Annotated in this window: 23 protein-coding genes and 1 pseudogene; 18 read left to right on the top strand and 6 right to left on the bottom strand. The window is 60.1% G+C overall.

Annotated features, from left to right (window positions below):
* Nucleotides 1–99 precede the first annotated feature (99 nt).
* A complete protein-coding gene (locus tag QWU44_RS04310; protein ID WP_370914490.1) occupies nt 100–996 on the bottom strand; it encodes a MetQ/NlpA family ABC transporter substrate-binding protein in 897 nt (298 codons plus the stop codon).
* A gap of 241 nt (nt 997–1,237) precedes the next feature.
* Between QWU44_RS04310 and QWU44_RS04305 the strand changes: the two genes are divergently transcribed.
* The 9 genes and pseudogenes from QWU44_RS04305 (at nt 1,238) to QWU44_RS04265 (ending at nt 11,296) form a co-directional block, all read left to right on the top strand.
* Nucleotides 1,238–4,426 (top strand): error-prone DNA polymerase, encoded by a 3,189-nt coding sequence (locus QWU44_RS04305; RefSeq protein ID WP_370914489.1) that lies wholly within the window; start codon nt 1,238–1,240, stop codon nt 4,424–4,426.
* A gap of 39 nt (nt 4,427–4,465) precedes the next feature.
* Nucleotides 4,466–4,942, top strand: coding sequence for a PH domain-containing protein (locus QWU44_RS04300; protein WP_370914488.1), 477 nt, complete (start codon nt 4,466–4,468; stop codon nt 4,940–4,942).
* A gap of 95 nt (nt 4,943–5,037) precedes the next feature.
* Nucleotides 5,038–5,400 (top strand): annotated as a pseudogene (locus tag QWU44_RS04295) (PH domain-containing protein); the annotation flags it as partial.
* 231 nt (nt 5,401–5,631) lie between these two features.
* A complete protein-coding gene (locus tag QWU44_RS04290) occupies nt 5,632–6,351 on the top strand; it encodes a PH domain-containing protein (RefSeq protein WP_370914896.1) in 720 nt (239 codons plus the stop codon).
* 271 nt (nt 6,352–6,622) lie between these two features.
* Entirely contained in the window at nt 6,623–7,825 is a 1,203-nt protein-coding gene (locus tag QWU44_RS04285) for a metal ABC transporter substrate-binding protein (RefSeq protein ID WP_370914487.1), read from the top strand.
* 133 nt (nt 7,826–7,958) lie between these two features.
* The gene (locus tag QWU44_RS04280; RefSeq protein WP_370914486.1) at nt 7,959–8,735 is read left to right on the top strand and encodes a metal ABC transporter ATP-binding protein; all 777 of its coding nucleotides are present in this window, start codon (nt 7,959–7,961) and stop codon (nt 8,733–8,735) included.
* Complete coding sequence (locus tag QWU44_RS04275; RefSeq protein ID WP_370914485.1) at nt 8,725–9,696, top strand: metal ABC transporter permease; 972 nt, start codon at nt 8,725–8,727, stop codon at nt 9,694–9,696. Before QWU44_RS04280 ends, QWU44_RS04275 begins: the two co-directional genes overlap by 11 nt.
* The gene (locus QWU44_RS04270; RefSeq protein ID WP_370914484.1) at nt 9,693–10,568 is read left to right on the top strand and encodes a metal ABC transporter permease; all 876 of its coding nucleotides are present in this window, start codon (nt 9,693–9,695) and stop codon (nt 10,566–10,568) included. The genes QWU44_RS04275 and QWU44_RS04270 overlap by 4 nt, the downstream gene beginning before the upstream one ends.
* 32 nt (nt 10,569–10,600) lie before the next feature.
* The gene (locus QWU44_RS04265) at nt 10,601–11,296 is read left to right on the top strand and encodes a metal-dependent transcriptional regulator (RefSeq protein ID WP_370914895.1); all 696 of its coding nucleotides are present in this window, start codon (nt 10,601–10,603) and stop codon (nt 11,294–11,296) included.
* Nucleotides 11,297–11,304: 8 nt separating this feature from the next.
* Here QWU44_RS04265 and QWU44_RS04260 read toward each other — a convergent pair whose 3' ends face one another.
* Nucleotides 11,305–11,793: a tRNA (cytidine(34)-2'-O)-methyltransferase gene (locus QWU44_RS04260; protein ID WP_370914483.1), complete on the bottom strand. Its 489-nt coding sequence runs from the start codon at nt 11,791–11,793 to the stop codon at nt 11,305–11,307.
* A gap of 88 nt (nt 11,794–11,881) precedes the next feature.
* On the opposite strand from QWU44_RS04260, the gene QWU44_RS04255 reads away from it, so the two are divergent.
* A complete protein-coding gene (locus QWU44_RS04255) occupies nt 11,882–12,739 on the top strand; it encodes a bifunctional methylenetetrahydrofolate dehydrogenase/methenyltetrahydrofolate cyclohydrolase (protein WP_370914482.1) in 858 nt (285 codons plus the stop codon).
* Nucleotides 12,740–12,758: 19 nt separating this feature from the next.
* Nucleotides 12,759–13,091: a DUF3017 domain-containing protein gene (locus QWU44_RS04250; RefSeq protein ID WP_370914481.1), complete on the top strand. Its 333-nt coding sequence runs from the start codon at nt 12,759–12,761 to the stop codon at nt 13,089–13,091.
* Nucleotides 13,092–13,105: 14 nt separating this feature from the next.
* Here QWU44_RS04250 and QWU44_RS04245 read toward each other — a convergent pair whose 3' ends face one another.
* Both QWU44_RS04245 and QWU44_RS04240 read right to left on the bottom strand, forming a co-directional pair.
* Nucleotides 13,106–14,257 (bottom strand): homoserine O-acetyltransferase, encoded by a 1,152-nt coding sequence (locus QWU44_RS04245; protein WP_370914480.1) that lies wholly within the window; start codon nt 14,255–14,257, stop codon nt 13,106–13,108.
* Between the two features lie 155 nt (nt 14,258–14,412).
* Nucleotides 14,413–14,943, bottom strand: coding sequence for a hypothetical protein (locus tag QWU44_RS04240; protein WP_370914479.1), 531 nt, complete (start codon nt 14,941–14,943; stop codon nt 14,413–14,415).
* Nucleotides 14,944–15,166: 223 nt separating this feature from the next.
* Between QWU44_RS04240 and QWU44_RS04235 the strand changes: the two genes are divergently transcribed.
* The 6 genes from QWU44_RS04235 (at nt 15,167) to QWU44_RS04210 (ending at nt 22,283) form a co-directional block, all read left to right on the top strand.
* A complete protein-coding gene (locus QWU44_RS04235) occupies nt 15,167–17,137 on the top strand; it encodes an HtaA domain-containing protein (RefSeq protein WP_370914478.1) in 1,971 nt (656 codons plus the stop codon).
* A 123-nt stretch (nt 17,138–17,260) separates the two neighbouring features.
* Nucleotides 17,261–18,337 carry a hemin ABC transporter substrate-binding protein gene (locus tag QWU44_RS04230; RefSeq protein WP_370914894.1) on the top strand — a complete coding sequence of 359 codons (1,077 nt, stop codon included), beginning with the start codon at nt 17,261–17,263 and terminating at the stop codon, nt 18,335–18,337.
* The gene (locus QWU44_RS04225; protein ID WP_370914477.1) at nt 18,338–19,417 is read left to right on the top strand and encodes a FecCD family ABC transporter permease; all 1,080 of its coding nucleotides are present in this window, start codon (nt 18,338–18,340) and stop codon (nt 19,415–19,417) included.
* Between the two features lies 1 nt (nt 19,418).
* The gene (locus tag QWU44_RS04220; protein ID WP_370914476.1) at nt 19,419–20,240 is read left to right on the top strand and encodes a heme ABC transporter ATP-binding protein; all 822 of its coding nucleotides are present in this window, start codon (nt 19,419–19,421) and stop codon (nt 20,238–20,240) included.
* Between the two features lie 38 nt (nt 20,241–20,278).
* The gene (locus tag QWU44_RS04215; protein ID WP_370914475.1) at nt 20,279–21,154 is read left to right on the top strand and encodes an HtaA domain-containing protein; all 876 of its coding nucleotides are present in this window, start codon (nt 20,279–20,281) and stop codon (nt 21,152–21,154) included.
* A 280-nt stretch (nt 21,155–21,434) separates the two neighbouring features.
* Nucleotides 21,435–22,283: an HtaA domain-containing protein gene (locus tag QWU44_RS04210; protein ID WP_370914474.1), complete on the top strand. Its 849-nt coding sequence runs from the start codon at nt 21,435–21,437 to the stop codon at nt 22,281–22,283.
* A 456-nt stretch (nt 22,284–22,739) separates the two neighbouring features.
* Here QWU44_RS04210 and QWU44_RS04205 read toward each other — a convergent pair whose 3' ends face one another.
* Together QWU44_RS04205 and QWU44_RS04200 are read right to left on the bottom strand one after the other, a co-directional pair.
* Complete coding sequence (locus QWU44_RS04205) at nt 22,740–24,056, bottom strand: O-acetylhomoserine/O-acetylserine sulfhydrylase (protein WP_370914473.1); 1,317 nt, start codon at nt 24,054–24,056, stop codon at nt 22,740–22,742.
* A gap of 183 nt (nt 24,057–24,239) precedes the next feature.
* On the bottom strand, nt 24,240–24,863 hold the full coding sequence (locus QWU44_RS04200) for a hypothetical protein (protein WP_370914472.1): 624 nt from the start codon (nt 24,861–24,863) through the stop codon (nt 24,240–24,242).
* Between the two features lie 367 nt (nt 24,864–25,230).
* Here QWU44_RS04200 and QWU44_RS04195 point away from each other — a divergent pair, with 367 nt between their 5' ends.
* Nucleotides 25,231–26,841 (top strand): inorganic phosphate transporter, encoded by a 1,611-nt coding sequence (locus tag QWU44_RS04195; protein ID WP_370914471.1) that lies wholly within the window; start codon nt 25,231–25,233, stop codon nt 26,839–26,841.
* Nucleotides 26,842–26,946 lie beyond the last annotated feature (105 nt).

The following is a 26,946-nucleotide window of genomic DNA, read 5'->3' as shown; positions in this document are numbered from 1 at the left end:
GGGTACGGCGTGCCTCCGGCCCCGGTGAGTGTTCCACCGGGGCCGGAATGCCTGGTCACTGTCCTTCGTTGAGGATTGTGACCTGCGAAAATATCTGCCTTACTGGTTCTTCAGTTTGTCCTCGAGGCGCTTCAGAATCGCCTGCAGATCAGCAGCGGAGCGCTTGACCGGTACGGACGTGCCCTTGGACTCTTCAGCCACGGCTTCGGTGACGGCGTCGCCCTGCCAGATCTCGACGAGTTCCTGGATGTTTTTGTTGTCGGCGTCCTCGGCGCGGACAACAAAGGCGTTGATGTATGGCTCGGCTTCCTCGGAGGAGGGGTCATCGGCGAAGACGGAGGACTTCGGATCGATGTTGGCGCGATCCAGGAAGGTGTTATTGATGATGGCCGGCTTGCCCTCGTGGTAGACCGTGGTGGTCTGCGGGGCGGAGACGGGAGTGACCGAAACCTTGGACTTCGACTCGTCGATATCTGCCGGAGTCGGGGTGATGAGGCCGTCTTCCTTCAAGGTGACCAGATCGGCTTGAACGAGGACGTTGATGGCGCGTCCCTGGTTCGAGGAGTCATTCGGGATGGCGACGGACTCACCCTCGATGCCGTCGAGGGAGTCGTGGTTCTTCCAGTACAGTGCCAGCGGAACGATCTCGGTGGAACCGACGGGGGTGAGGGTGTCACCGGTGCCGTTGTTGTACTCGGAGAGGAACTTCAGGTGCTGGAAGAGGTTGACGTCGATCTGTCCCTCGGACAGGGCCTTGTTTGGGGTGTTGTAGTCCGAGTAGTTGACCACGTCCAGGTCGATACCGGCCTTCTCTGCCTCCTCCTCGAAGACCTCCCACGCTTTGCCGCCGGCGTCGGTGGTGCCGATGGTGACCTTCGTACTTTCTTCACCGGTGGCGGAGTTGGTGGAGTCGGCCGAGTCGTTGCCACAGGCGACGAGGGAACCCGCGGCGAAGATGCCGACGGCGGCGATGGTGGAGAAACGGCGGAGGTTCATGGTTCAGGCTTTCTGTCGGGGTCTGACTGACATCTGTTTCACCCGTTGTCGGGGTGAATGAGCTGCACGGAACCGCTCCGGTGAAGGAGCTAGACAGAGCATTCTGTCGTTCCATTCGTATTACCGTAGCAGTGGATGCCGTTCATGTACAGCTTTGTCTAGTATCTGATCTCCGACCGGCGTCGAAGGGTGGGGCTGAAGCCCTTTCTGGACTGTCCTCCGGGTTTCATTATTCGCTAATATGTTCTATATGGAATGGGATGCAGGGTTGGCAGACGCCGGAGGTTTGCCGATGGACTGGCGCATGCTGGAGCGCATGCTCTCCGGGGAGATGTGGAAAAGGAGCGGTTCTGGTTCTTGCGTGGATGAATCGGGTTCGAATAGGGGGAATCCCACTCGTTCCGCATGTTTCACCCCGTTCGCGGAACTGCGTGCGCAGAGTTCCTACAGTTTCCTCTCCGGGGCGTCGGATCCGGAATCTTTGGTCGAACGTGCAGTCGATATCGGGCTGGAGGCCCTCGCCGTGACAGATCGGGACGGGTTCTACTCTGCGGTCCGCTTCGCTGAAGCCGCAGCGGGAACCGGGTTGGGAACGGTCTTCGGTGCGGAACTTTCTCTTGGTGGTGGAGAGACGGAGGTTCTCTGTGTGCTCTGTCGGGGAGCGGACGGCTACCGGCGACTCAGCCGCACCATCACAGCGGCTCATATGGGTGCAGGCGGCAAAGGGAAATTATCATACCCGGGTCTCACAGACCTCGCCGTGCTGGCGGAGGGAACATGGCAGATTCTCGCCGACGTCACCTGGGCTGACCGTTTGTCTGAGCTGATTGATGCATTCGGTGTCGAGCAAGTGGCAGTGCAGGTGTCTTGGACGATGTGCCCCGGGGACGCGGACGCAAACGAGCATCTGCTCGCGGAGGCCCGGCGTCTCGGGCTGCGTGCACTGGTCAGTGCCGTGCCCAGGGCGGCCACCCGGCACGATGCCCGGGTGGCTGGGGCGAAGCACGCACTCCGGCTCCGTTCGGGCCTGGCAGGTGCGGTCGCTGATCTACATCCGATGGGAGGTACCTGGCTGCGGAGCGGGGCAGACATCGAACGCGCACTGCCCGGTAGTGATGAACTGCGGAGAACGGCATTGGAGATAGCCGCAGAATGTGCGTTCACCCTCGATCTCCTGACACCGGGGCTGCCCCGTTTCGGTACTCCCGTCGGGTACACGGAGATGAGTTGGCTCCGGGAACTGACGGCACGACGTGCCAGGGAAAGGTATTCAGGCAGGGGAGCAAGCCTGCGGGTCCTCGCCGGGGCGCAGATGGAACACGAATTGGACATCATCGAGAAGCTCGACTTCCCCGGTTACTTCCTCATCGTCTGCGATCTGGTGGATTTTTGCCGGGACCGTGGCATCCTCTGCCAGGGGCGGGGTTCTGCGGCGAATTCCGCCGTCTGCTTCGCACTCGGCATCACCAACGTTGAACCTGTCGGGGTGGGACTGCTCTTCGAGCGTTTCCTCTCCCCGGAGCGGGATGGTCCACCGGACATCGATCTGGACATCGAATCCAACCGCCGGGAGGAGGTGATTCAGTATGTCTACTGCCGTTACGGTAGGGACAACGCCGCGCAGGTAGCGAACGTCATCACGTATCGACGTCGTGGGGCGATCCGGGATGCCGGACGGGCGCTGGGATATCCGCGGGGAGCGTGTGATGCATGGGCGAAAGAGGCTGTTGAACCACCCACGGATGTCATCACTCTCGCGGAGCGGTTCATCGGTCAGCCCAGGCACCTTGGGATACATTCCGGGGGGATGGTTATCTGTGACCGCCCCATCGCCGATGTTGTGCCCGTGGAATGGGCACGTAAGGCAGGGCGCAGCATCGTGCAGTGGGACAAGGACGACTGTGCGGTGGCGGGCCTGGTCAAGTTCGATCTCCTCGGTCTCGGGATGCTTGAGGCACTGCACCACATGATCGACCTCGTCGCCGAGCACCACGGCAGAACCGTCAACCTCTGGGAACTCGATCCGGACGAACCGGAGGTCTACGCCATGCTCGCGCGTGCCGATGCCGTCGGCGTGTTCCAGGTGGAGTCCCGTGCCCAGATGTCCACCCTCCCGCGGCTGAAACCCCGGGAGTTCTTCGATCTGGTCGTCGAGGTCGCGCTCATTCGCCCCGGACCCATCCAGGGTGGCAGCGTGCATCCCTACATCCGACGACGTAACGGGGATGAACCAGTCACCTACGACCACCCCTGCCTGGAACCCGCGCTGGCCAAGACTCTCGGTGTGCCGCTGTTCCAGGAACAGCTCATGCAGATGGCGCGCGACGCCGCCGGTTTCACCGGCGCCGAGGCGGACACACTTCGGCGTGCCATGGGATCCAAACGCTCTCCGGAACGCATGGCGCGCATCCGTGACCGGTTCTTCACCGGACTCAGGGAGAATAACGGCATCACGGGGAAGACCGCGGAGAATCTCTGGAACAAGATGGTCGCCTTCGCAGCCTATGGTTTCCCCGAATCACACTCCCAATCATTCGCGTCCCTGGTCTACTTCTCTGCCTGGTTCAAGTACCATTATCCGGCTGAGTTCTGTACCGGCCTTCTGCGGGCACAGCCGATGGGTTTCTACTCCCCGCAATCTCTCATCGCTGATGCCCGGCGTCACGGAGTCCAGGTCGATCCGGTCTCCGTCAACGACTCCGGTACCGTCACGGACTGCCCCGGCGGGCGGATACGGCTCGGCCTCGACTTTGTTCGAGGACTGGGGGACAAGGCGGTGCAACGGATCATCGCGGCCCGGTCCACAGGTGGGTCGTTCACCGGGGTCGCGGACCTCGCCAGACGCGCGGACCTGAGCATCGCACAGACCGAGGCGCTGGCCAGATCCGGTGCCACGGACTGTCTCGGGATCGAACGTCGTCAGGCCCGGTGGGAAGCCGGCGTCGCCGCAACGGAGAAGAATGGGATGCTGCCGGGGATCTCCGGGATCGCCGCTCCCGCACTGCCCGGAATGACCGCCTTCGAACTACTTGCCGTCGACATCGCCGCGACCGGCGTCACCCACGACAGGCAGCCGGTCGCTCTCTTACGTACCGCGCTCGATGCCCGGGGCATCATCCCGGCAGATCGGCTGCTCGAACAGCGGGACGGGGCCCGGATCCGGGTCGCGGGCATCATCACCCACCGGCAACGCCCCCGGACCGCCAGCGGCGTGACCTTCCTCGGGATGGAAGATGAGACCGGGCTGATGAATATCATCGTCTCACCCGGGCTCTGGGCCCGGCAGCGACGACTCGCCCGAACCGCCCACGCTCTGATTGTCCGGGGCATCGTCCAGAATGCGTCCGGTGCTACGGCGATACTGGCGGACCAGCTCGAACCGTTTCCCGCTGCGGAACTGCTCTCCACGGGGGCCAGGGACTTCCGGTGATCCCTGCGTGGAGGACATGAATTTCGGCATAGTGGGGCCATGATTGAGGCGCCTGATTCGACCCCGCTCAACCGGGTATCTCCCGAACTTGCGAAAGCCCGACTGCTCATTATCCTCCCTGTCCCTGCCGCCGTGGCGTTGGGCTGCGCGGGCGCGGCCTTATGGTGGACCCCCTGGCTCTGGATCGGTGTTGTCCTCATGCTCATCATCACGGGGTATCTCGCCTGGTTGATACCCGCGCAGGTCCGTCTCCTCGGGTGGGCGGAGACAACGGATGAACTGCTTATTACCAAAGGAAGGATCTGGTGCACGTTCACCGTCGTACCCTACGGGCGCGTGCAGTTCGTCGACGTCAGCTCCGGGCCGGTGCAACGCCGGTTCGGGCTGAAGACCCTCACCCTGCATACCGCATCATCAACGTCGGACAGTGAGATTCCCGGACTGGATTCGGCGACGGCTGATGCCCTCCGGGATCGTCTCGCGGTCAAGGCCAGAGAGAGGATGAGCGGGCTGTGAGCGGCGTAGGAGAATACCGGCGGGTGCACCGGATCAGCCCACTGTTGCACTTCTGGACGGTCCTGCTCGCGCTCGGGGCCATTGCGGTGGGAAACATGGGGGAGTCGGTGTTTGAGATTTTCGGGGGCCTGATCTCCGGGCAGATTCACGTGGATGTTCGTCCCCTGTTGATCGGGGCCAGTGGGTTCATCGCGGTGTGTGCACTGATCTGGCTGTTCTCCGGCATCTGGTGGCGGGCCATGGGATACCACCTCACCGGAGAAGAGATCGTTCACCGGCAGGGGGTGGTGAGTGTCCGGGTCCGTACCGCCCGCTATGACCGTATCCAGGCGGTCGACATCGTGGAATCGGCCATCGCCCGGCTCTTCGGACTCGCGGCGGTCCGCATCGAGACGGCGGGTGGGGAGGACTCCGTCATCGAGATTTCCTATCTGCGTAAGAAGATGGCTGAGCAGCTCCGGACGGAGATCCTCGGTTTGCTGAGAGGAGAGACCGTCGGAGAGGACGCACAGGAGGCCCCGTCGACTGGATTCCCGAATACGGAATCTGATTCGCTGTCGGCTGCCGGTGACATCGTCGTGGCCCCGATTCCTGTTGCCAGGTCGCTCGCCGCTGCATGTCTCTCCGGGTGGTTTCTGTTTGCGTTGCCGGTGCTCATCATCGTCATCATCCGACCGGGAGCACTGGGGATGCTGTGGCCCGTATTCATCGGTTCGCTTCCGTCCACATGGAACATCATCGACAACTCCTGGCGTTTCACCGTCCGTCGAGAAGGCGGGGAAGACCTGGATATCACCTACGGGCTCGCTGATCGCCGTCGACAGACACTGAAGCTCTCCCGGGTGCATTCCGTGGAGGTCCGGCAACGGGTGTTCTGGCGTCTCCCCGGGTGGTGGTCGGTACGCGTCTGCGTGGCGGGCTATGGGATATCGGAAGGAGCCGGGACGACGAAGATCCTCCCGGTGGGTACCCGGGAAGAGGCGATCCGGATTGCTACGCTGCTCAGCCCGTTGACAACTCCGGAGGTCGAGGAATCAGCGCAACCGGAGGGGTGGACGCGTCCGGTGTTGCGGAGCCCGCTCCGGGCCAGGTGGGTGTCACCGATCTGTTGGCGTCGCCGGGCGGTGACGTTTGCTGGTGGACGGGATCTGCCGGAGGCCGTGATTCTTCACGGAGGTCGGTTCTCCCGCCGGGTGTCGATGGTCGCACTGCCGCACATTCAGGAGATCACCCTGGAAACAGGGCCGGTCGGCCGGTTGCTCAACCTTTCCTCGGTGAAGATGCACCTGGTGGAGGGGCCGGTGCTGATGGTGGCGGACAACCTGGAAACCGAGGACGCTGTGTGGCTGCTGGAACTGCTGCGTCATCGCCGGTTACCTGCGTTGACTGCTGGCGGAGGTGGGTGTTAAAGGCTGATGCGGTGTGTGGGTGGCCCCTGAATGAGGGGGCTGCAAATCTCTTCGCAGCGATTTTGCAGTGTTTTGTGCTGGGAGAATGGCGCATTTACATGTGGGATCTGCAGTATTGTCCTCAATAAGTTCAACGGCTTGAAGATTTGGGTTTGTTTAACTGGTGCATTTGGGTATGGTTATCATGTACTTACTGGTGGGTGGCTCCCGTGAACTCCCGAGTGGGCTCTGCGGTTGTCGGCCCGGAACTGCTGAAAAGAGACTGCGAACCATGAAGCTCGGAAAAGCTGCGGCTATCGCCGCCTGCACCGCTGCATCGCTCGTCCTGACCGCATGCGGCTCGGATTCCGGATCCGGCAGTGCCGGAACCGGGGAAGTTGAGAAGGTGTCGGGTGAGTCGGTGAAGGTGGTGGCCACCACCACCCAGATCTGTGACTACGTCACCCAGATCGCGACTGATGAGTCGGATGACGCTGAGCTTTCCTTCAATAAGACCGGCTCGGACGGGAATACCACACATTTCGGTGCTGAGCCGAACAAGGCCAAGTCGGAGCTGGATCTGACCTGTATCCTGGCCCCCAATGCTTCCGCGCACGATCACGAGATGACGCCGCAGCAGATGCAGGCGATGGGTGAGGCGAACCTCCTCATGGTCAATGGCGTGGATCTGGAGCACTTCCTCGACCGTGCTGTCGAGGCATCCGGATTTGGCGGCACCCTGGTTGTTACCAGTGGTTTCCTCACTTCGGGCGAGAAAGACAACGAGAAGGCCGTACTTGAGGCTGAAAAGGAACTGCCCTACAAGGTCTACCGTGGTGTGGAGCAGGTCGATATCAACGAATGGCCGTTCGCTGCACCCGAGGGCGAAGAGCCAGAGTTCATCTACGATCCCCACGTCTGGACCTCACCGCACAATGCGATGGTCCAGGTGAGGAATATCGGTGCTGCACTGGAAGAGGCATCCCCCGAGAACTCTGCCCTGTTCAAGGAGCATGTCGGACGCTTTGAGAAGGAACTCGATGAACTCGACAAGTGGGCCGCTGAATCCTTCGCTTCGGTTCCGGACTCAAACCGGGTGCTGTTCACCTCTCATGATGCCTTCGGTTACCTGTCCAAGGAATTCGACATCAACTTCATCGGAACGGCACTGACTGACTTCAATGATCAGGCTGATGCCACGGCTGAGCACATCGCCTCCGAGGCTGACAAGGTCCGGGCATCCGGCGCCAAGGCTTTGTTCGCGGAGAATTCAAACAACTCCAAGTCGATCGAGGCTATCGCGAGCGCTGCCGGTGTCAAGGCTGTCATCGGGGATGACGCTCTCTACGGAGACTCGCTCGGTCCGGACGGGACCGATGGTGAGACCTACATCGGTTCCATCATGCACAACGTCACGAACCTTGTCCGTGCCTGGGGTGGCACGGTGGCTCCTGTTCCGGAGATCCTCAAGGCTTACACCCCGAAGGACCTGTAGACAGGCTCTTTCCTCACGTTGAAGCGAGTTGGCCGCGTCCCGTTCTCCGGGATGCGGCTCTCGTGCGTTCGGGGACTTAACAGCATTCACTTTCACCAATAATAAATACAGGTTCCATCAAGGGAGAATGTTCATGGCAACAACACAGTCTGCTCCGGCGCTGCGCTACGTCGATGCGAGTTTCAGTTACGGTGGCCCCCCGACGCTGACCGGAGTCACCGGTGAAATACAGCCCGGGGAAGCGCTCGCGCTCATCGGGCCAAATGGAGCGGGTAAAACCACGCTGCTGCGTGGCATTCTCGGGACTGTCAGTGTGTCGGGAACGATGGAGATTCTCGGGCGCACGGACGGAAAGGTCCCTAAGGGATCCATCGGATACGTACCCCAGGTAGCAGAATTGGACACCACGTTTCCGGTCACTGTCCGACAGGTTGTGATGATGGGTCTCTACGCGGAACTCGGTTGGTTTCGTCGCCCCGGTGCAGCGCACCGTGAGCGTGTTGATGCCGCCCTCGAGAGGGTCGGCATGTCCGACCGTGCGAATTTGAGGTTCGGTCAATTGTCCGGTGGACAGCGTCAGCGGGTGCTGCTCGCCCGTTCCATCGTGGCCTCTCCGAAGATGATCCTCCTCGATGAGCCGTTCAACGGTCTCGATGAACCCAACCGTGAGGCCCTGCTGGGGATCATTCACTCGGTCAAACGGGAAGGTGTGGCGGTGGTGGTGTCCACCCACGACTTCAAGCTCGCCTACGAGTGTTGCGAGGATGTTGCGCTGCTCGCCGGGCGACAGATCGCCTTCGGCCCGATAAGTCGGGTTCTCACACCGGCCAATCTTGAGCAGGCGTACGGCAGTCGTAGCACCGACCAACTCGTTGGATCGGGACTCGAGGAGGAACTTCATGTGGGATAGCGTCATCGTCGGCGTCACCGATGCCGTCGAAGCCCTCCGGTTGGCCGTCGTGGATGTTCCGGGTCTCCAGACGGTTGCGGCCGCGCCGTATCTCTTCCGTCCCTTCCTCATGCTCATGTTCCTCGGCGTCGTCGCAGGCCTCGTCGGTGTCATCATCAATCTCCGCTGCCTGGAATTCAACGCCGAAGCGATGGTGCACTCGGTGTTTCCGGGTATTGTCGCCGGCGCGGTCTATGGTGGACTCGATATGATCATCCCCGGTGCCGCGATCTGCGCGGTGTTCATTGTCATTGCACTCACCGCCGTTGGCAGGCGTAACACGAAAGTCTCCGAATCCGGAACCGCCGTCGTGCTCACCTCATTTTTTTCCGCTGGTATCGTGCTCTCCCTGTACAAGGGTGACCGATCAGGTCAGCTTGAGGCACTGATGTTCGGGCGCCTCCTCGAGGTGACCCCTGATCGGTTCGTCGAGTCCATCGTCGTGTGCCTCGTTGCACTCACCATCATCACCCTGTCCTGGAAGGAACAGATCTTCACGGCCTTTGATCGTGACGGTGCCCGTGCCGCGGGGATCTCGGGCTTCACCGTGGACCTCATGGTCAACGCCGCCATCGCTGCCGTCGTCGTGTCTTCCGCCTCCGCAGTGGGTGTACTCCTCGTTATCGGTTATCTCGTGGTCCCCGGTGCGACCGCCCGACTTCTGGTTGATCGCGTTTCGTTCATGATTCCAGTGGCTATCGCAGTCGGCGTCGTCGGCGGTTATGCGGGCATGATCATCATGACATTGGACACCCCGCATCCGGTTTCTCCCCAGGCATCGGTTGCACTGTCTGTCATCGCACTGTTCTTCCTTGCACTTCCGATCCGGTGGATTCGTAGCAGGTTCGTCGGGAACAAAGTCCCCGTTGATCAGGACGAGACCACCAATCCCGTCAGAATTCCCGCCGGAGGTGCAGTATGAGCTTCTTCGATTCCACCTTGTGGACGATCCTCCAGCTCCCGATCCTTGAGATCGTCGTCGTCGGTGTGCTCGCTGGTCTGGTCGGTGTCCTGGCGGTGCTCAACCAACGGGTCTTCTTCGTAGAGTCAGTTGCCCACGGTACTTTTCCCGGAGCGATCCTCGGTGTTGTTCTCGGCAAGGGAATCGCCGCAGACTGGAACCTGGATAATGATACGCAGCATGCAGTGCTATCGCTCTTCCTCTTTGCCGGTGCACTCCTGGCGTGCGTTCCCCTGTCCTGGCTGATGCACCGGCTGACCCGCATCTCCGGGCAGTCTTCCCAGGCGTCGGCGGGCATCGTCCTGACTCTCGGGTTTGCCCTCGGTTACTTCCTGAGCAAGTGGTTCCAGCCGTTGCCGCTGAAGATCGAGTCATTTCTCACCGGATCGGTGCTGAGTGTCAACCGGACTGACGTTCTCGCTGCAGTGGTGGTTCTCGTGATCACTCTCGTGGTTCTGGGGGTGTTCGGGCGCCAGTTGATCTTCTATGCTTTCGACAACGGTGGCTACCGCGCCGCGGGGCACAGTGCCGCGGTTGCGGAGGGAGTGATCCTGGGGCTGATCTGTGCCACCATCGTCGTGGTGATCCCCGCGGTGGGGACCATTCTCTCCATCGCCCTTGTCGCCGCTCCCGCTGCTGGGCTGCAGCCTCTCGTGCGTTCGACCAGGGCGCTGTTCATCGCGGCGCCCATCGCGGGGGTTGCGATCGGAGCAGTGGGTCTCATCTTCGCCGTCAAAGCCAATCTGTCGGCCGGTGGGATGATCGCATTGACCGCGGGCGTCTTCTACGTGGGGTGCCTGGTTGTCGGACGGTTCCTCGTCCGTCGCGGATAGGACCATCTCCAGGGAAGGAACACATAGTGGCAATGAGCCTTGCGGATCTGCCTGACAGATCCCAGGACTACCTCAAGGTGATCTGGGACATCTGCGAGCGAACCGGCGAAGCTGCGGCGCTGAAGGATGTCGCGGCACAGACCGGGCAGAAGACCTCGACCGCATCTGAGGCGGTTCGCCGCTTGACCGAACGTGGTTTGGTGAGCCACCGTCCGTACTCGGGGGTGACCCTCACGGAGGAAGGCACCCGCCTCGCGCTGGGGATGATGCGCAGGCACCGACTCCTGGAGATGTTCCTCTGCACCACACTCGGGTACACGTGGGACGAGGTCCATGAGGAAGCTGACGTTCTGGAGCACTCAGTCTCGGAGAAACTCATCGAGAGAATAGATGCTCACCTCGGGCACCCGGCACGGGATCCCCACGGCGATCCGATCCCTGACACTGACGGGGAGATGATAGATGATGTCTCTGAATCGCTCACCGGTGTCGAGGAAGGAAATCGCGTCACCGTTGACAGGGTCAGCGACCGGGACCCTGAACTGCTGCGCTACCTCGCGGACCACGGCATCCGCCCGGGGGCCAGACTGACGGTTCTTTCACCACCGTTCCCGGGGATGTCTGTGGTCCGGGTCGATCGCCCCGCAGGGGCCAAGGAAGAGCAGACACCTGTTGAGGTACCGATGACGGCTGCGGGCATCGCCGCCATCTCCGTCACCCGCGGCTGACCCGGCGATTACACCGCACCCGGATAACCCATCTGCCGCCAGGCCTCGTAGGTAGCCACGGCGGCACAGTTGGACAGGTTCATCGACCGACGTCCAGGTAGCATAGGTACCCGGACCTGTTCGGTGATGCGGGCGTCAGCCAGCGCGGCGTCGTCAAGTCCGCTGGTCTCCGTGCCGAACAACAGGATGTCCCCGGGACGGTAGCTGATGTCCCCGTACCAGCGTGCAGCGGATGTGGTGAACGCGAAAACCCTGGCCTCCGGTAATGAATCAAGCGCCGCCGTCCTGTTCGGGTGGACGCTGACGCGTGCCAGATCGTGATAGTCGAGCCCCGCGCGCCGGAGATTCTTCTCCTCGAGATTGAACCCCAGTGGCCCCGCCAGATGTAGGTGCGCACCCGTTCCGGCGCACATCCGGATCGCATTTCCCGTGTTTGGCGGGATGCACGGGCGGTCGAAGATCACGTGTAGGAACGGGGAAACACTGGCCTCACTCATGAAAACCGATCCTAGTGTCCGGTGCCCAGATATCACGGTACAGCTCGGAACCTGCGGGATTCCGGTAAGGCGTGGAATAATGACCCGTGTGACTGCACAGAAACTTGACGGACAGCTCTACCGGGACGAGATCTTCGATGACCTGAAGAGGAGAGTGGAACGACTCGCCGAGCGTGGCGTTGTTCCGGGACTTGCCACCGTGCTGGTCGGCGATGATCCGGCGAGCCACAGCTACGTCAAGATGAAGCACCGGGACTGTGAACAGATCGGTGTGAACTCCATCCGGCGCGATCTCCCCGCTGATGTGAGCCAGGAAGAACTCAACGCCGTTATCGACGAACTCAACGCCGATGATGCGTGTACCGGGTACATCGTCCAGTTGCCGTTGCCGAAGCATCTCGATGAGAATGCGGTTCTTGAGCGCATCGACCCGGTCAAGGACGCGGATGGCCTCCATCCCGTGAACCTGGGCAAGTTGGTGCTCAACGAACCTGCACCACTGCCCTGCACCCCGAACGGAGCGATCCACCTGCTCCGGAGGTTTGGCGTGGAACTTAACGGTGCCAAGGTCGTGGTGATCGGCCGTGGTGTGACCGTTGGTCGGCCGATAGGCCTGATGCTCACCAGGCGCAGTGAAAACTCGACTACCACGCTTTGTCATACAGGGACGAAGGATCTCGCGGCGGAGACACGTGCCGCCGATGTCATCGTAGCCGCAGCGGGGGTACCGCACATGCTCACGCCGGACATGGTCAAACCCGGTGCTGCGATTCTCGACGTCGGAGTTTCCCGAAAGGATGGGAAACTTGCTGGTGACGTCCATCCGGATGTCTGGGAGGTGGCAGGGGCAGTATCCCCGAACCCCGGTGGAGTCGGGCCGTTGACCCGAGCGTTTCTCGTACGTAATGTCGTGGAGCGTGCTGAACTCCTGGCTGGAGTAGAGTGATCCCGGAAGTAGGTCAATGATGACCTCTCCCTACATACCGGGTGTGGATAATCCGCATGACGTCGGTTTGCCCCCGTCCAGGCTCCCGCGTGTTATCCAGTGGACTTTTCTGGTCGTATTTCTGAGTGCACTCTTGATCGCCGTTGGCTTCGCGGTGACTGAGCATTGGCGCCGCGCGACTTTTCTCCTCGGCGGTGCGCTGATCTGGCTCAGCCTCCTGCGTTCTCTCTGCGATTCCCGGGTACTTGGGGTTCTCGCCGTTCGATCACGGCGTTTCGATGGTTTTTTCACCTTGTTTGTCGGTGGCGTCATGGTGTTTCTGGCGGTGTCCGTCGATCCGCTCGGTAGTTGAATCCATTGGTCCAGCTACTGGCTGTCCTCCACGTCGTCCATGAGGAGAAGGAAGCGTCGTAGTATCCGCGCGACTTGACGGGTTTCCGTCAGAAATGCGTCGTGTCCCACAGGTGAGACGATCTTCGCCATTCCCAGTAGGTTCCCGACATTCCGGGAGATGTGTTCCTGCTGGTGGTAGGGGTAGAGGATGTCGGTGTCCACGCCTGCGACGAAAGTGGGAACGATAATTCCCGAGAGAGCCTTGTTCAACCCGCCCCGTCCACGGCCGATGTCATGCCGATTGAGGGCCTCGGTCAGTGCGACGTATGATCCGGCGTCGAAACGTTCGACAAGTTTCCGTGCCTGGTGGTCAAGATAGCTCTGGACCGCGAAACGCTGCTCCGGACTACGGAATTCTCCCAGAGGATTTTCGCCGCGTTGGGCATCCGCTCCGAAACGTTCATCAATCTCCTGCTCACCGCGATACGTCAGGTGCGCTATCCGACGTGCCGCGGCCAGCCCCTGGTGGGGGTATCCGTCGGATGAATGATAATCGCCGTTCAGCCATTCCGAATCGTTCGTTATCGCGGATATCTGCGCCGATTGGATGCCGATCTGCCAGGCGCTGGCTCGTGCCGAAACTGCCAGAACCGCGGCGGCCCCGATCCGCTCCGGGTGCATGAGGGACCACTCCAGTGCGCGTGCCCCGCCCATGGAACCGCCCACGACCGCAGCAACCCTGTCAATACCCAGAACATCGAGAAGCTGACGTTCCGCAGTCACCAGGTCGCGGATGGACAGAGCCGGAAAGCGGGAACCCCAGGGTTGTCCGTCCGGATGGAGTGACGATGGACCTGTCGATCCGGAGCAGCCTCCGAGGGCATTCGTGCATACGACGCAGAACCGATCCGTGTCCAGGGACTGTCCAGGGCCGATCAGTCCGTTCCACCAGTTCACGGCGTCAGAGTCACCGGTGAGCGCATGCTCGACGAGGATGATGTTCGTTGATCCGTCGGGTTTCCGGTGTAGATCGCCCCACCGTTGGACGGCGATCATGGCGTCCTGGATCAAGCCACCCGCCTCGGTACGGACGTCCCCGACCGGGTACAGCGCCACTTCTCCCGGTGTGGGCAGAGGTAACGGTCCCGGTGACGACGTGGACTGTTCCACGTGTGCGCTGTTCATTGGGGGCCTCCGTTGGATAGACGACGCATGCGCCCATCCTAGATGTACCGCTCTGTCTAGTTCAATATCTCTCGGGGAGTTCTGAAAGGTCGGGTATTTTCGCTGTTTGACGGGTGTTTGGCGGGATGGTGGAGCGTGGCGGCTCCTCTTGTGAACTAAGCGGTCTGTTCCTGGTCGGGGGCGGGGTGCGAGGGAAAGACCGTGGTGGAGTCATCGTCGCGGGAATCGTTTTCCGGAGTCCGGCTCGACCAGGCTGGGGACATGCCGGGCATGAACCAGACGATCGCCGCGACCAGGGCCGCCGCTCCTCCCGGCGCCCAGGGGAACCAACTGCCCGGGGTGAAGAAGAACACCAGCCCACAGATGACCACCGAAATCGCCCAGAGCACAGGTACCAACAGGTCAAGGCGTAGATTTCGGACTACCGTGTACTCCGCCCAATCTTCCGCGGGGAACCTTGATCGCGCTTCGTTTCGGATCTTCCGGTGTATTTTCAGACTGTTCGCCACGAGGCAGAACATCAACAGGCCGAATCCGGTTCCCGCCACGATGAGATCCCCGGCCGCGGCCCCGAACGCGAATAGTGCGGCAGACACCGTCATGCCGAATCGTTCTCCCCTGGTCGGAGGTAGCGGAACGGTTGGGTCGATGTCGGGGTAGAGCCGGTCAAAGGTGGGGTCGGTCATGGCTTGTGTGACTATCCTTGGTGCAGGGGGACGGGGTGTGGTGGTCGATGTGCAAAGTAAAAGCGTTAGGTTAGTCTAGCCTGGTGCAATGTGAAGTGTGCTCACCTTTCATGACGGATACTCCGATAGCGGAGGCCCGGTGCCGCATTTCGTAAAAGACTTTTCTCTCGGACGTCTTCCCTGACCATCCCTCCGAGAGTTCACCATCCAGAAAGGACGGCGCATGATCCTGCGTTCGCCATTCACCCGCCCCGGACGGCGCACCACCGCCGTGATAGCCGCCGCGGCGGCAGCGGGGTTCATGGTCTTCCCGGTTCTGTCCGCCGATGCCCAGGACTGCTCCGAGTCCTACACGAAGATCGACGGTGCAATGCGGTGGGGATTCAAGCAGTCCTTCCGTAGCTACATCAAATCCGGAGGTACCCGGGGAGGTTGGGACCTGAACGGCGTCGGATATGAGGATGGGGCGGGGCAGTTCATCTTCACTCCGGACCCGAACGGAATGAGGGTCGTTGACGCGGACACCGCGACAATTCCGTTGCAGGGTTCCCTCCGATTCTTCGGCCATGAAGGAGAAGGCGGGCGTGGCCCCGGTGAGTATGCCCTCGATTTTACGCTCTCCGACATGAAACTCGTCGTCGACGGATCCGCAGCGACACTCGTCGTCGACTACAGGGGCCTCGAACTCGAAGATGGAACCACACAGGTTAAGGGTGAAATCAGCGCGGATGACGCGAATTTCATGGATATCCAGCTCTCGAAAACCCCGGACTTCACTTCCGATTCACTGGATCTCACCGGAAGCGTGAATCTCTCTACTGACGGTGCGGGAATCTTCGGCGGGTTCTACGATGCCGGTCAGGAGTTCGATGATCTCGCACTGAACGCGAAACTGGAGAAGGTCTGCGGAAAGCAACCCGCCCCAGGGGGCGGGACCAGCGGTGGAAAGAACACCGGGACCAAGTCCGTCGGTATCAATGTTGTCAATTCCGTCAACGATCACCTTGACGCCCTGAACAACCTCATGGGGACCGCCGACAAGTTCATGGGGAACAGCGACAAGCTGTACAAGCGTTTCACGGAGGACCGGAACTCCCTGACCGGTGGCCGTGGGAGCGGAACCGGTGCGACCGGAACCGGCGCTTCTCCGGGGGCCGGCGGGAAAACCGGCGCCGGTGGTGGCGCGATGACGGGAGTCGGCACAGGTACCGGATCCAGAGGGGGAACCTCCGTTACCGCAGCACGCGGAACCTCGGGAAACGGAGGTGCAACTTCGGGTGCCGGGGCCAACACGGGGAGCGGAGACGTCTGCACGGACGATGGCTCACTCGGGGTCGTTGAGGCGCAGGCCGCATGGGCCGTCAAGACGTCATTCCAGACCTACATTTCGGGCGCGATCGCCAAAGGGGGCTGGGATCTCAACGGTGTCGGGCATAGCAACGGTCAGTTCCTTTTCTCGGGTAACTCCGGTGCGGTGAACCCGACTGCCGGGACCGGCTCACTCCTCATGCCTGGCTCGGTCCATTTCACCGGCCATGGTGGAATCCTGGATCTCACCATCGCGGATCTGGAAATCCAGTGGAACGGAAACTCGGGTGTTCTCATCGCGAATGTGAGCTCCAATGACATGGAAGGCGCCTCCAACGACTACGGCCGCATCGCGGTGGCCAACCTGGCGTTCAGCCAGTTGGATGTCTCTTCGACGGCTGTCGAGGGCCAGACCAGTTCCGTCACCCTCACCCAGGCGGGGGCCTCCGCCTTCGCCGATTTCTATCCGGTTGGGCAGGAAATGGCGCCACTGAGTTTTGCTGCGGCACTGGGCGGATCCGCCAGTTGTGCGGCAGGTCAGGGGGGCAGCACTACGGCGTCCGGGGGAACCGGTGGGGCCAGCGGGGGAGCTGCGCGGGCCGGAGCGAAAAAAGATGGAACGTCCGTTTCACCGGCAACGAAACTGGGTCGTTCCGGTTTGGGGAGTTCGGTGAGTGGTGAGAACAATGACGGCTTCACTGCCGGGAAGGAGGGGACCGGACGGTTCAAGATCAAGTCCTCCGGTTCCGGGTCCCATGATACGGAGAATGTGGCCGCGAGTAGTGAGACCGGTACATTGACCACTCCGCTCCTGCTCATCCTCGCGGCCTTCATCGTTGCAGGCAGTACCCTGACCTCATTTGTCTCCCGGAATCCCGCCGGATAGCGCAGAAATCAGTCCGCCATGGCGGCGGGTATCCGTTCCACCAATCCCAGCGAAAGGCCCCACGTGTTGACCTCACGAACACGACTCAGCTTCCGATCACGGTTCTTCGGAAAAGCCCGCGTGATGCTCGTCATGGTGGCGTGCACGGCGACCGCTCTGGTCGGTTGTTCGGGCCCTGATAGCGGACCCGGAGTGGCTGGTGGAGCCGCTGAGCCCGGTATCAGTGCCGAGCTACCTCCGTTGCCTGACCCGGCGGACCTGCCTGATCCGCGGGCCCTTACCGGGGTTAACGCTGTGACCGGCATAGGGGAACCCCTTCCTGTTACTGATAATCCACAGCCTTCATTACCTGTTGAGTTGACCGATGCAGACGGTTACGACGTCGTGGTGGATGATGTTTCCCGGATCCTTGCACTGGACATTTACGGTGCGTATACAAAAACCCTCATCGGACTGGGTATGCGTGACGCCATCATCGGACGTACCGTGAGCTCCGATGAGCCCTCGCTGGCGAACCTTCCGGTGGTCACCCAGGGTGGGCACAACATCAACGTCGAAGCGGTGCTTGAGCTAAACCCCAGTCTCGTCATCGTCGATCACTCCATCGGACCGCGTGAAGCCATTGATCAGATCCGCGACGTCGGAGTTCCCGTTGTCGTCATGGAACCGCTGCACACTGTTGATGGTATCCGTGAGGACATCCAGAATCTTGGGTCGGTTATCGGCTTACCCGATGACGCGGAGATGCTCGCGGAGCGTTCCGTCAGGGAATATGAACGCGCGGTCGAGAACATTCGCACGATCGCTCCGGAGGATCCTCTGCGCATGGCGTTTCTCTACGCCCGTGGCACCGGGGGAGTCTTCTTCATCCTCGGTGAAGAAGACGGAGTCAACGAGTTGATTACAGGTGTCGGTGGTATCGATGTTGCAACCGAGAATGGAATCCGTACTGCGTCCCCCGCGAACGCTGAGGCTCTCGCGAAGCTCAACCCTGATGTGTTCATCATGATGGAGAAAGGACTCGAATCGACACACGGCATTGACGGTCTGCTGGAACGGCCCGGTGTCGCCCAGACCATTGCCGGACAGAACCGTCGTGTGGTCACCGTCCCGGATGGTCAGGCCCTCGCGTTCGGTCCACAGACCGGTGATCTTCTCCAGCGTCTCGCTCTCGAACTTTATGCGCCGGAGTCGAGGTAGATGGCGGCACCGGTCAAATCCGCCGGGCGAGGTGAAACCGGGGCACCCGTTCGCGGTGACGCATTCCAGGCAAGGAGACGCAACCGAATCATCCTCTTCGTGATTCTCGTGCTCTTGCTGCTCGGGACCACGGTGTTTTCCGTTATGGTTGGGCAGTACACGCTGAAAGCCTCTGAGCTCCCGGGTCTTTTCGCCGCAGGCCCCGGGCAGGATTCGATCCAGCAGTCGGTCCTGTGGAACATCAGGTTGCCCAGGCTTGTTCTGGGAATCATCGTCGGGGCTGCTCTGGGGGTTGCCGGGGCACTGATGCAGGCGGTGTTCGCCAACCCGCTCGCCGAGCCGAGCGTCATCGGGGTCACTTCGGGTGCTGGTGTCGGCGCCGCCGTGGTGATCGTCTTCAACTGGACGTGGTTTGGTACCTCGACAGTGCCTGCGGCGGCATTCGTCACGGCAGTGATCACCACGGTTGTGGTCTATCAACTGGCCAGACACGACGGTCGGGTGCACGTCCTCAACCTCATCCTGACCGGAATTGCGGTCAACGCCGTTTGTGGGGCCGCTATTTCACTGCTGGTCTACATTGCTCCGGCGACATCCAGGGAACAGATCATCTTCTGGCAGATGGGTTCCCTCAATGGGGCCCAGTGGAAGTACGTCACCGTAGTATTTCCCATCATCATCACGGGAATCCTTATCTCACTGTTTCTCGGTGGTGCCCTGGACATCCTCGCACTCGGGGATAAAGCTGCCGGGCACATCGGCGTCAATGTACACACCGTCCGGATCGCGGCGATCGGAGCATCGACTCTCCTGACAGCCGGTGCCGTGGCCTATGCAGGCCTCATCGGGTTTGTCGGGCTGATCATTCCACACCTCCTCCGTGGGATCACCGGCCCGTCGAACAAGATCCTCATGCCTGCCTCCGCCCTGGCTGGAGCGGTACTCATCGGGCTCTCGGACATCGCGGCACGGACACTGATCCCCTTCGCAGATCTCCCGATCGGTATTTTCACGGCGATCGTCGGAGGCCCCACCTTCTTCATTCTGCTTCGCCGGATGATGCGCCGAGGAAGGGCATGACATGAGCATCCTGGAAACCCGCGATGTGAGCATCGCATTCGGGGAACGAGTTCTGTTGCGAGATGTCTCGATCACCGCCAATGCCGGGGAGGTGCTCGGCCTGATCGGCCCAAACGGGGCCGGCAAGTCGACGCTGCTCTCCGCCATCAGCGGTGATATTCCTATATGCGGTGGACGTATCTCCGTCAACGGTCTCGACCCATCAACAGCCACTCCTCTCGAGTTGGCCAGAACCCGATCGGTCATGCTCCAGGACGTCTCGGTGTCCTTCGCTTTTCTCGTCCGCGATGTCGTCGCCATGGGGCGCCGTCCGTGGGCGCGTACGAAACGGGCCCGCAACGATGAGGCATTCATTGATGCGGCACTGAAAGCCACAGAGGTGGAACACCTCGCTGAACGTGACATCATGACGCTTTCCGGTGGAGAACGGGCACGTGTGGCGCTGTCCCGGGTGCTCGCTCAACAGACTCCCTTGGTCCTTCTCGATGAACCCACCGCCGCGCTCGATATCGGGCACCAGGAACAGGCGCTCGGTCTCGCGCGGGGGATGGCCAGAGCGGGGGCTGCGGTCGTGATCGTCCTGCACGACCTCAATGCAGCCGGAGCTTACTGTGACCGAATTGCCTGCCTCGCCAAAGGCGGTGTGGTTGCACAAGGCACCGTCGGAGAGGTGTACACCGAAGAGATCCTCAGTGATGTCTACGACTGGCCGATCCAGGTCCTTCGCCCGACGGCAGACCAGTTCCAGGTTGTTCCGGAGCGTGGAATGGGAAAGAAAATCGGTGCCGCCGTCGATGAGTTACTCGACCTCATGAATACCTGATCACCCACACCAGGAACTACCGAAAAATGGAGAGAACAATGAACATCATCGGAAAAAGGTCCGTGGCTGCAATTACCGGAGTCGCCATGGGTGTTCTGACACTGACTGCTCCCGGTGCGGTTTCAGGGGCGGTGGAACCGGAGTGCGTCGTGACGGCGGGTTCTGCGTCGTGGTCGATCAAGGATAGTTATCTCAGGTACTTGAAGTCTCCCGCGACCAACGGTGAGGTGATTGTTTCTGATGGTGTGACTATTGATGATCCGGGGAAGGGGCCGTTCGTTTTTGGGGTGGATGCTGAGCGTTCGTCGGTTGAGTCGGCGTCGAAGGCGGTGTTCGGGCTCAATGGCACGATTGTGATTCACGGTCACAAGAATGGTGATAAGTGGGAACTGGATCAGAAGATCTCGGATGTGAAGGTTGCGGTTGACGGTAAGTCGGGGCAGATCATCGCTGATTATTCTTCTGTGAAGTATCCGAATCGGGAGGGGGATGCGCCGTTCGTTGCTGATGATGCGGTGATTGCGAACGTGACCTGGGATGCGGCGCCGAATCTTGTTGCTGGTGATGTTGATCTGTCCGGTGCGAAGGTGCTGTTGACGGAGAAGGCTGCTGCCGAGTTGTTCTCTGGTTTCTATCAGAAGGATATGGAGATGGCTCCGCTACAGGTCAAGACGAAACTCAGCGGAACCTGTGCGACACCCGGGGCAGTCCCAGAGCCTGCACACCCAGAACCGACACCCCCGGTGATCGATGAAGGGGACGGCGGGATGCGGGGCTCGTCCATTGGTCCGGAGCTTTTCAAGACACTCCTCACCAATCCCGTCAATGGAGTCATGAGTATTTTCGTGATGATCGGAGCGGCAGCAGTCTTCGGTGTCGTGCTGCAGCATCTGGTGGCGCTGCTTAGAAGATGATCGAGGGTGATTGGTGGAACCCCGAAGAGGGGCAACCTTCCGGCTCCGGAAAGATGTTGTTGATGGGGTATCCGGCTCCGTTGCCGCAGACTTCCGGGGTTGACCTGCCACAAGCGGGGGTGAATTCGGAAAATCAGTGTTTTACTGTTGACCATCCTGGATCCCCTAAGTACGGTTAGCCTAATCTAAAAATCTGTCGATCACTCTGGTTGGCATGTATCTCCAGGAGTTTCCTTTGAAAAACACTGTTCGTTTTAGCGCTGGCGCTTTCGTAGTGTCCATGGCCGCTGGTTCCCTTCTCGTGCCTGCCGGGATCGCGGTGGCCGCTGAGCAGCCGAAATGCGTCGTTTCGGTCGATGAGGGTTCTGCGTCGTGGTCGATCAAGGATAGTTATCTCAGGTACTTGAAGTCTCCCGCGACCAACGGTGAGGTGATTGTTTCTGATGGTGTGACTATTGATGATCCGGGGAAGGGGCCGTTCGTTTTTGGGGTGGATGCTGAGCGTTCGTCGGTTGAGTCGGCGTCGAAGGCGGTGTTCGGACTCAATGGCACGATTGTGATTCACGGTCACAAGAATGGTGATAAGTGGGAACTGGATCAGAAGATCTCGGATGTGAAGGTTGCGGTTGACGGTAAGTCGGGGCAGATCATCGCTGATTATTCTTCTGTGAAGTATCCGAATCGGGAGGGGGATGCGCCGTTCGTTGCTGATGATGCGGTGATTGCGAACGTGACCTGGGATGCGGCGCCGAATCTTGTTGCTGGTGATGTTGATCTGTCCGGTGCGAAGGTGCTGTTGACGGAGAAGGCTGCTGCCGAGTTGTTCTCTGGTTTCTATCAGAAGGATATGGAGATGGCTCCGCTGCAGGTCAAGACGAAACTCAGCGAACAGTGCGAGGATCCGAAGGATCCGTCCGACCCCAAGGATCCGTCCGACCCCAAGGATCCGTCCGACCGAGGTGGATCGAGCGTCGGTGGCGACGGCTTCAATCAGGTCGTGGACAATCTGAAGGACATGCTCAACAAGCTCTTCAAGAACAACGGGGTTGTGGCTGCGCTTGGTATTGGTGCTGCAATCGCCGCCATCGCTGCAATCGCACACCATATCAACATGATGATGCACCGTTGATCCGGAGATTTTCTCTGAGAGTATGACGACGCAGTGAAAAGTGGCCCCGGGATAATTCCGGGGCCACTTTCATCTTCTCCGGGTTACATCATTTTGCGGGACAGGGCGGATCGGCGAGGACTCGAGTGGCTCGCCGCTACTTCGTCGTCGGTAGGTGTGGAACAACTCCCTGGTGGTTCTTCGCGGTGGAGAAGGCTGTTCGTCGATACCTGATTCGATATCAACCTCTGAGGGGTACCCGTCATTGTCCCGTTCCTGGTTTCAAGGCGCTGACCGGGGCAGGAGGGGTCATGTGGAGGGATTCGGCGAGACGGTGAAAACTAGTTACTGCACGGATGGAGAAACAACACGTTATCGGGCGTCTGGCAGTGTCTTTTTGAACGTAGTGGTTTCAGAACGTGGCCCCGGGTCCGTTTGGTGTGGAGCCGGGGGTGTTCTAGGACTGGGGTTCGGGATCTATTTGATCGCGTCGAAACCGCGCTTCAGATCGGAGAGGATGTCATTGATGTCTTCGATTCCGACGGAAAGTCGGATTGTTCCCTCCGTGATTCCGGCGCGCAGCAGCTCGGCTTCATCGGACTGGGAGTGAGTGGTGGATGCCGGGTGGACAACCAGTGAACGGACGTCGCCGACATTGGCGACGTTGGAGTGCAGCTTGAGGGCGTCGATGAACGCCCAGGCCTCTTCGCGGCCTCCGTTGATGGTGAAGGAGAGGACAGAACCTGTGTATTTCAGTTCGAGCTTTTCCTTCACCTTGTTCCACGGGGACTCGGGGAGGCCCGCGTAGTTGACTGCAGTGACGTTCTCATTTTTGGCGAGGAATTCGGCGACTTTCGCCGCATTTTCGTTGTGACGCTCAAGACGCAGCGACAGCGTGTCCAAGCCCTGTGCAGTGATCCATGCGTTGAACGGGGAGGGGGCAGCCCCGGTGTCGCGGAGGAGACCGACACGCGCCTTCAATCCAAACGCTGCTGCGCCCAGATCCGTGTATTTCAGGCCGTGGTAGGCCGGATCGGGGGTGACGAAGTCGGGGAAGATGGGTTCGCCATTGCGTTCGACGGTCCAGTCGAATTTACCTCCGTCGACCAGGATTCCACCGAGTGCTGATCCGTTTCCGGTGTAGAACTTCGTCGTTGATGCGACGACGATATCGGCGCCGAGGTCTAGTGGCCGGACGAGAGCTGCGGTGGCGAGGGTGTTATCGACGATCAGCGGGACGTGGTTGTTGTGTGCGACCTCGGCGATGGCGGGGATATCCAGGACGTCGGCTTGTGGATTGGCGAAGGTCTCGCCGTAGAAGGCGACAGTGTTGTCTTGTACCGCGGACTGCCAGGAGGCCGGGTCATCTGGATCGTCGACGAATGTTGTCTCAATCCCCAGTCTGGGAAGAGTTACGCCCAAAAGGGTGAGCGTTCCGCCGTACAGGCGTGGTGAGGCCACGATGTGGGAACCTGCCCGGGCAATATTGAGAATTGCCGCGGTCTCGGCTGCCTGTCCGGAGGCGAACAGTACGGCGTGTACCCCACCTTCGAGAGAGTTGAGACGGTTCTCAACCGCTTCCACGGTCGGGTTCGTGAGGCGGGTGTACACCGGTCCCAGGTCCTCGAGGGCGAAGCGCTGCTTGGCGTGTTCCGCTGAGCGGAAGACGTATGAGGAGGTCTGGTAGATCGGCAGATTCCTGGCTGCGGTTTCTGAATCGACCGGCTGCCCGGCGTGGACGGAGCGGGTATCGAAGCCCCAGGAATCGGCGATGCTGTTGTCGTACTGGGTCATGGTGATCGGTGTCCTTCGTCAGAATCGGAGGTGTTTTCGGCGTTGTTTTGCGCTGGTGATCACCGTAGTTCAGGAACGGAGAAAAAGTAAACAGCTTGGTCTATTTTTTGGCAAAGATAAAGGTAGATGGGGTGAAAAAAATAGACAGATCGGTTCTTTGTTGGGGCGTGTTGGAGCGTTTGCTCAGTCACGTGAGTGCCGGTTTTTTCTGCGGGCGTTCTTTATTGCCGTTAGGACGGTCGCGAGGAGTGCTGTCAGCGTGATGGCCCCTACAATCCAAATCCATGTGGGGAGAGGAGTCGCCTTCTTCAACTCGTCCGCGCAGTCGAGCAGGCTGTTCCTCAGGTGTTCCTGGGTTCGGTTGTACTCTGCGGCCCTGTCATTGAAGAGTTCCGCTTTGATCTCATCGAGGCGGGTTCCTGTTGCAGCCTGGCTCCGCAGCGCATCCCTGATCTGTGCTGCTGGATCTGTGGCAATCGCTGCGGCTGCGGCGCGAGTCTCCTGCTCCGTGTATTCGGTCTTATGATCGGCAGCGGAACTCTCCACGCCCGCATCTTCGGCGGTTGTGGTGGTTAGCATTCCGAGGCCTTCTGCTCCGCCGACTGCGCCTATTCTCCGTTGAAGGTCGGTGGGACTCGGGATATCAGGTGCGTCGGTTGAGGAATCGTATTTCTCGATCGCGGAGCGTAGTCCCGGGTCGAGTGCGTCCAGCTCATTCAGTCGCTTATTTCGGGCTTCCTCTTCGAGTGTCGTCCAGAACCGTACAACGTCGGAGTTCTCCTCTTCTGGATCCACTGTGCAGACCATGCGGGTGGTGTCCGCTGTGACGGTGTAGGCTCCTGCGGGCGTTATCCATGGTGTACATAGTGTGAATGTGCATGTTGCGATAGTTGTTCCGGCGAGGATCGACACTCGGGGTGGGAGGGGTGGGAGGGGTGGTGGTGTGGTTATGGGGGACGTGCGTCGGGGCATGTGACCATTATCCGTCCAATTCCTGATCTGGGCATCGGTGGACTCTGTGTGGCGAGTTTCTGGCTACGGTAGTGATGCGCCTAAGTATTCTCGATCAGGACATGTCACGTATCCATTTTGTTCACCATTTGTTCAGTCTTCAACTCTAAGGTCTCCCTGGCACTCTCCTCCCGGAATAATGAGAAATGAAAGAGAATATCATATGTCGACAGGCACGCTAGAAGCCGTCTCAAAGGTCGTACAGGCCGATACCCGGGCGGATAAGTGGTGGCACATCGGATTCGGCTCAATGCTTGCCATCGCCTTCGTCACTTTTACTCTCTGGTCCCATGGGTACGTCGGTGAGGGTGCGAACACGATTGTTCTGTTGACCGCCATCGTGTTCGCCATGTTCATGGCGTTCAATATTGGTGGTAACGATGTTGCCAACTCTTTTGGTACGTCCGTTGGCGCCGGAACTCTGTCGATCAAGCAGGCACTCATCGTTGCCGCCATCTTTGAGGTCGGCGGTGCGGTTATCGCTGGTGGTCAGGTCACTGACACCGTGCGAAAGGGAATCGTCAACCTGAACGGCATCGAACTGGAGCCGATGCAGTTCGTATGGATAATGATGTCGGCACTACTCGGTGCTGCAATCTGGCTGCTCATCGCAACCAGGATGGGGCTGCCGGTTTCCACTACTCACTCCATCATCGGTGGTATCGTCGGCGCTTCACTGACCCTTGGATTTACCACCGGTGTAGCGGGTTGGGAGATGGTGCAGTGGTCTCAGATCGGTCTTATCGCCCTGTCGTGGGTACTCTCTCCTCTCCTTGGAGGGGTCGTTGCGTTTGGACTTTTCTGGCTGGTCAAAAAGCATATCCTCTCCTACAATGAGCGAGCCGACCAGCGACTTCGGGAGGTTAAAAAGGAGCGTGCGGAACTCCGTGAACGGCACAAAACCTCTTTCCAGCGATTGAGCGAACTCCAGCAAATCTCGTACACCAATGCGATGGTGCGGGACTCCGCACTCATCGAACAAGGTGAGTACGATCCTGAGGAGTTGGAGTCCGAATACTACCGCGAACTGCATCGCATCAATTCCCAAGCGGATGATGTTGAGGCGCATAAGGCATTGGTGACCTGGGTTCCGATCCTTGCTGCCCTCGGATCCCTAGTTATTGGATCCATGTTGCTGTTCAAGGGGCTGAAGAACCTGCACCTCGGTATTTCATCGGTCGGCAACTACCTCATCCTCGGAATGGTTGCTGCAGCCGTCTGGATGGCGGTTTTCATCTTCGCCAAGACTCTGCAACGGACAAATCTCTCCCGGTCCACATTCCTGTTGTTCTCCTGGATGCAGGTATTCACTGCCGCCGCATTCGCGTTCTCCCACGGTTCTAACGACATTGCAAACGCCATCGGTCCGTTTGCTGCGGTTATCGACGTGTTGAAAACTGAGACGATCAACTCCAAAGCCGCGGTTCCGCCGCAGGCGATGGTAGCCATGGGCGTCGCCTTGATTACGGGCCTCTGGTTCATCGGCCGTTACGTGATCAAGACGGTCGGCTCCGACCTGACGAAGATGCACCCAGCTTCCGGATTCTCTGCGGAACTCGCCGCTGCGGGCGTCGTGATGGGTGCCTCGGTTCTCGGACTCCCGGTTTCCTCCACGCACATCCTCATTGGTGCGGTGCTTGGTGTCGGCGTCGTCAACAGGGCTGCTAACTGGAAACTCATGAAGCCCATCGCCCTCGCCTGGGTGATCACTCTTCCATGTGCGGCCCTGGTCGCATCCACCACCGTTCTCGTGCTGCCGCTCATCTTCGGGTGATCCTGATCGGTAAGTGACCCGGCGCTCACACACTCCCGGGTCTGCGGGATTCGATGAGGGGTTGTGGGCCTCTGTCCGTTTCCCGGGATCCAGGGCGGTTACATC

Origin of the sequence: Corynebacterium sp. CCM 9203 (assembly GCF_041357675.1) — a bacterium.
GTDB lineage: Bacteria > Actinomycetota > Actinomycetes > Mycobacteriales > Mycobacteriaceae > Corynebacterium.
This window is presented reverse-complemented; position numbering and strand designations above follow the sequence as displayed.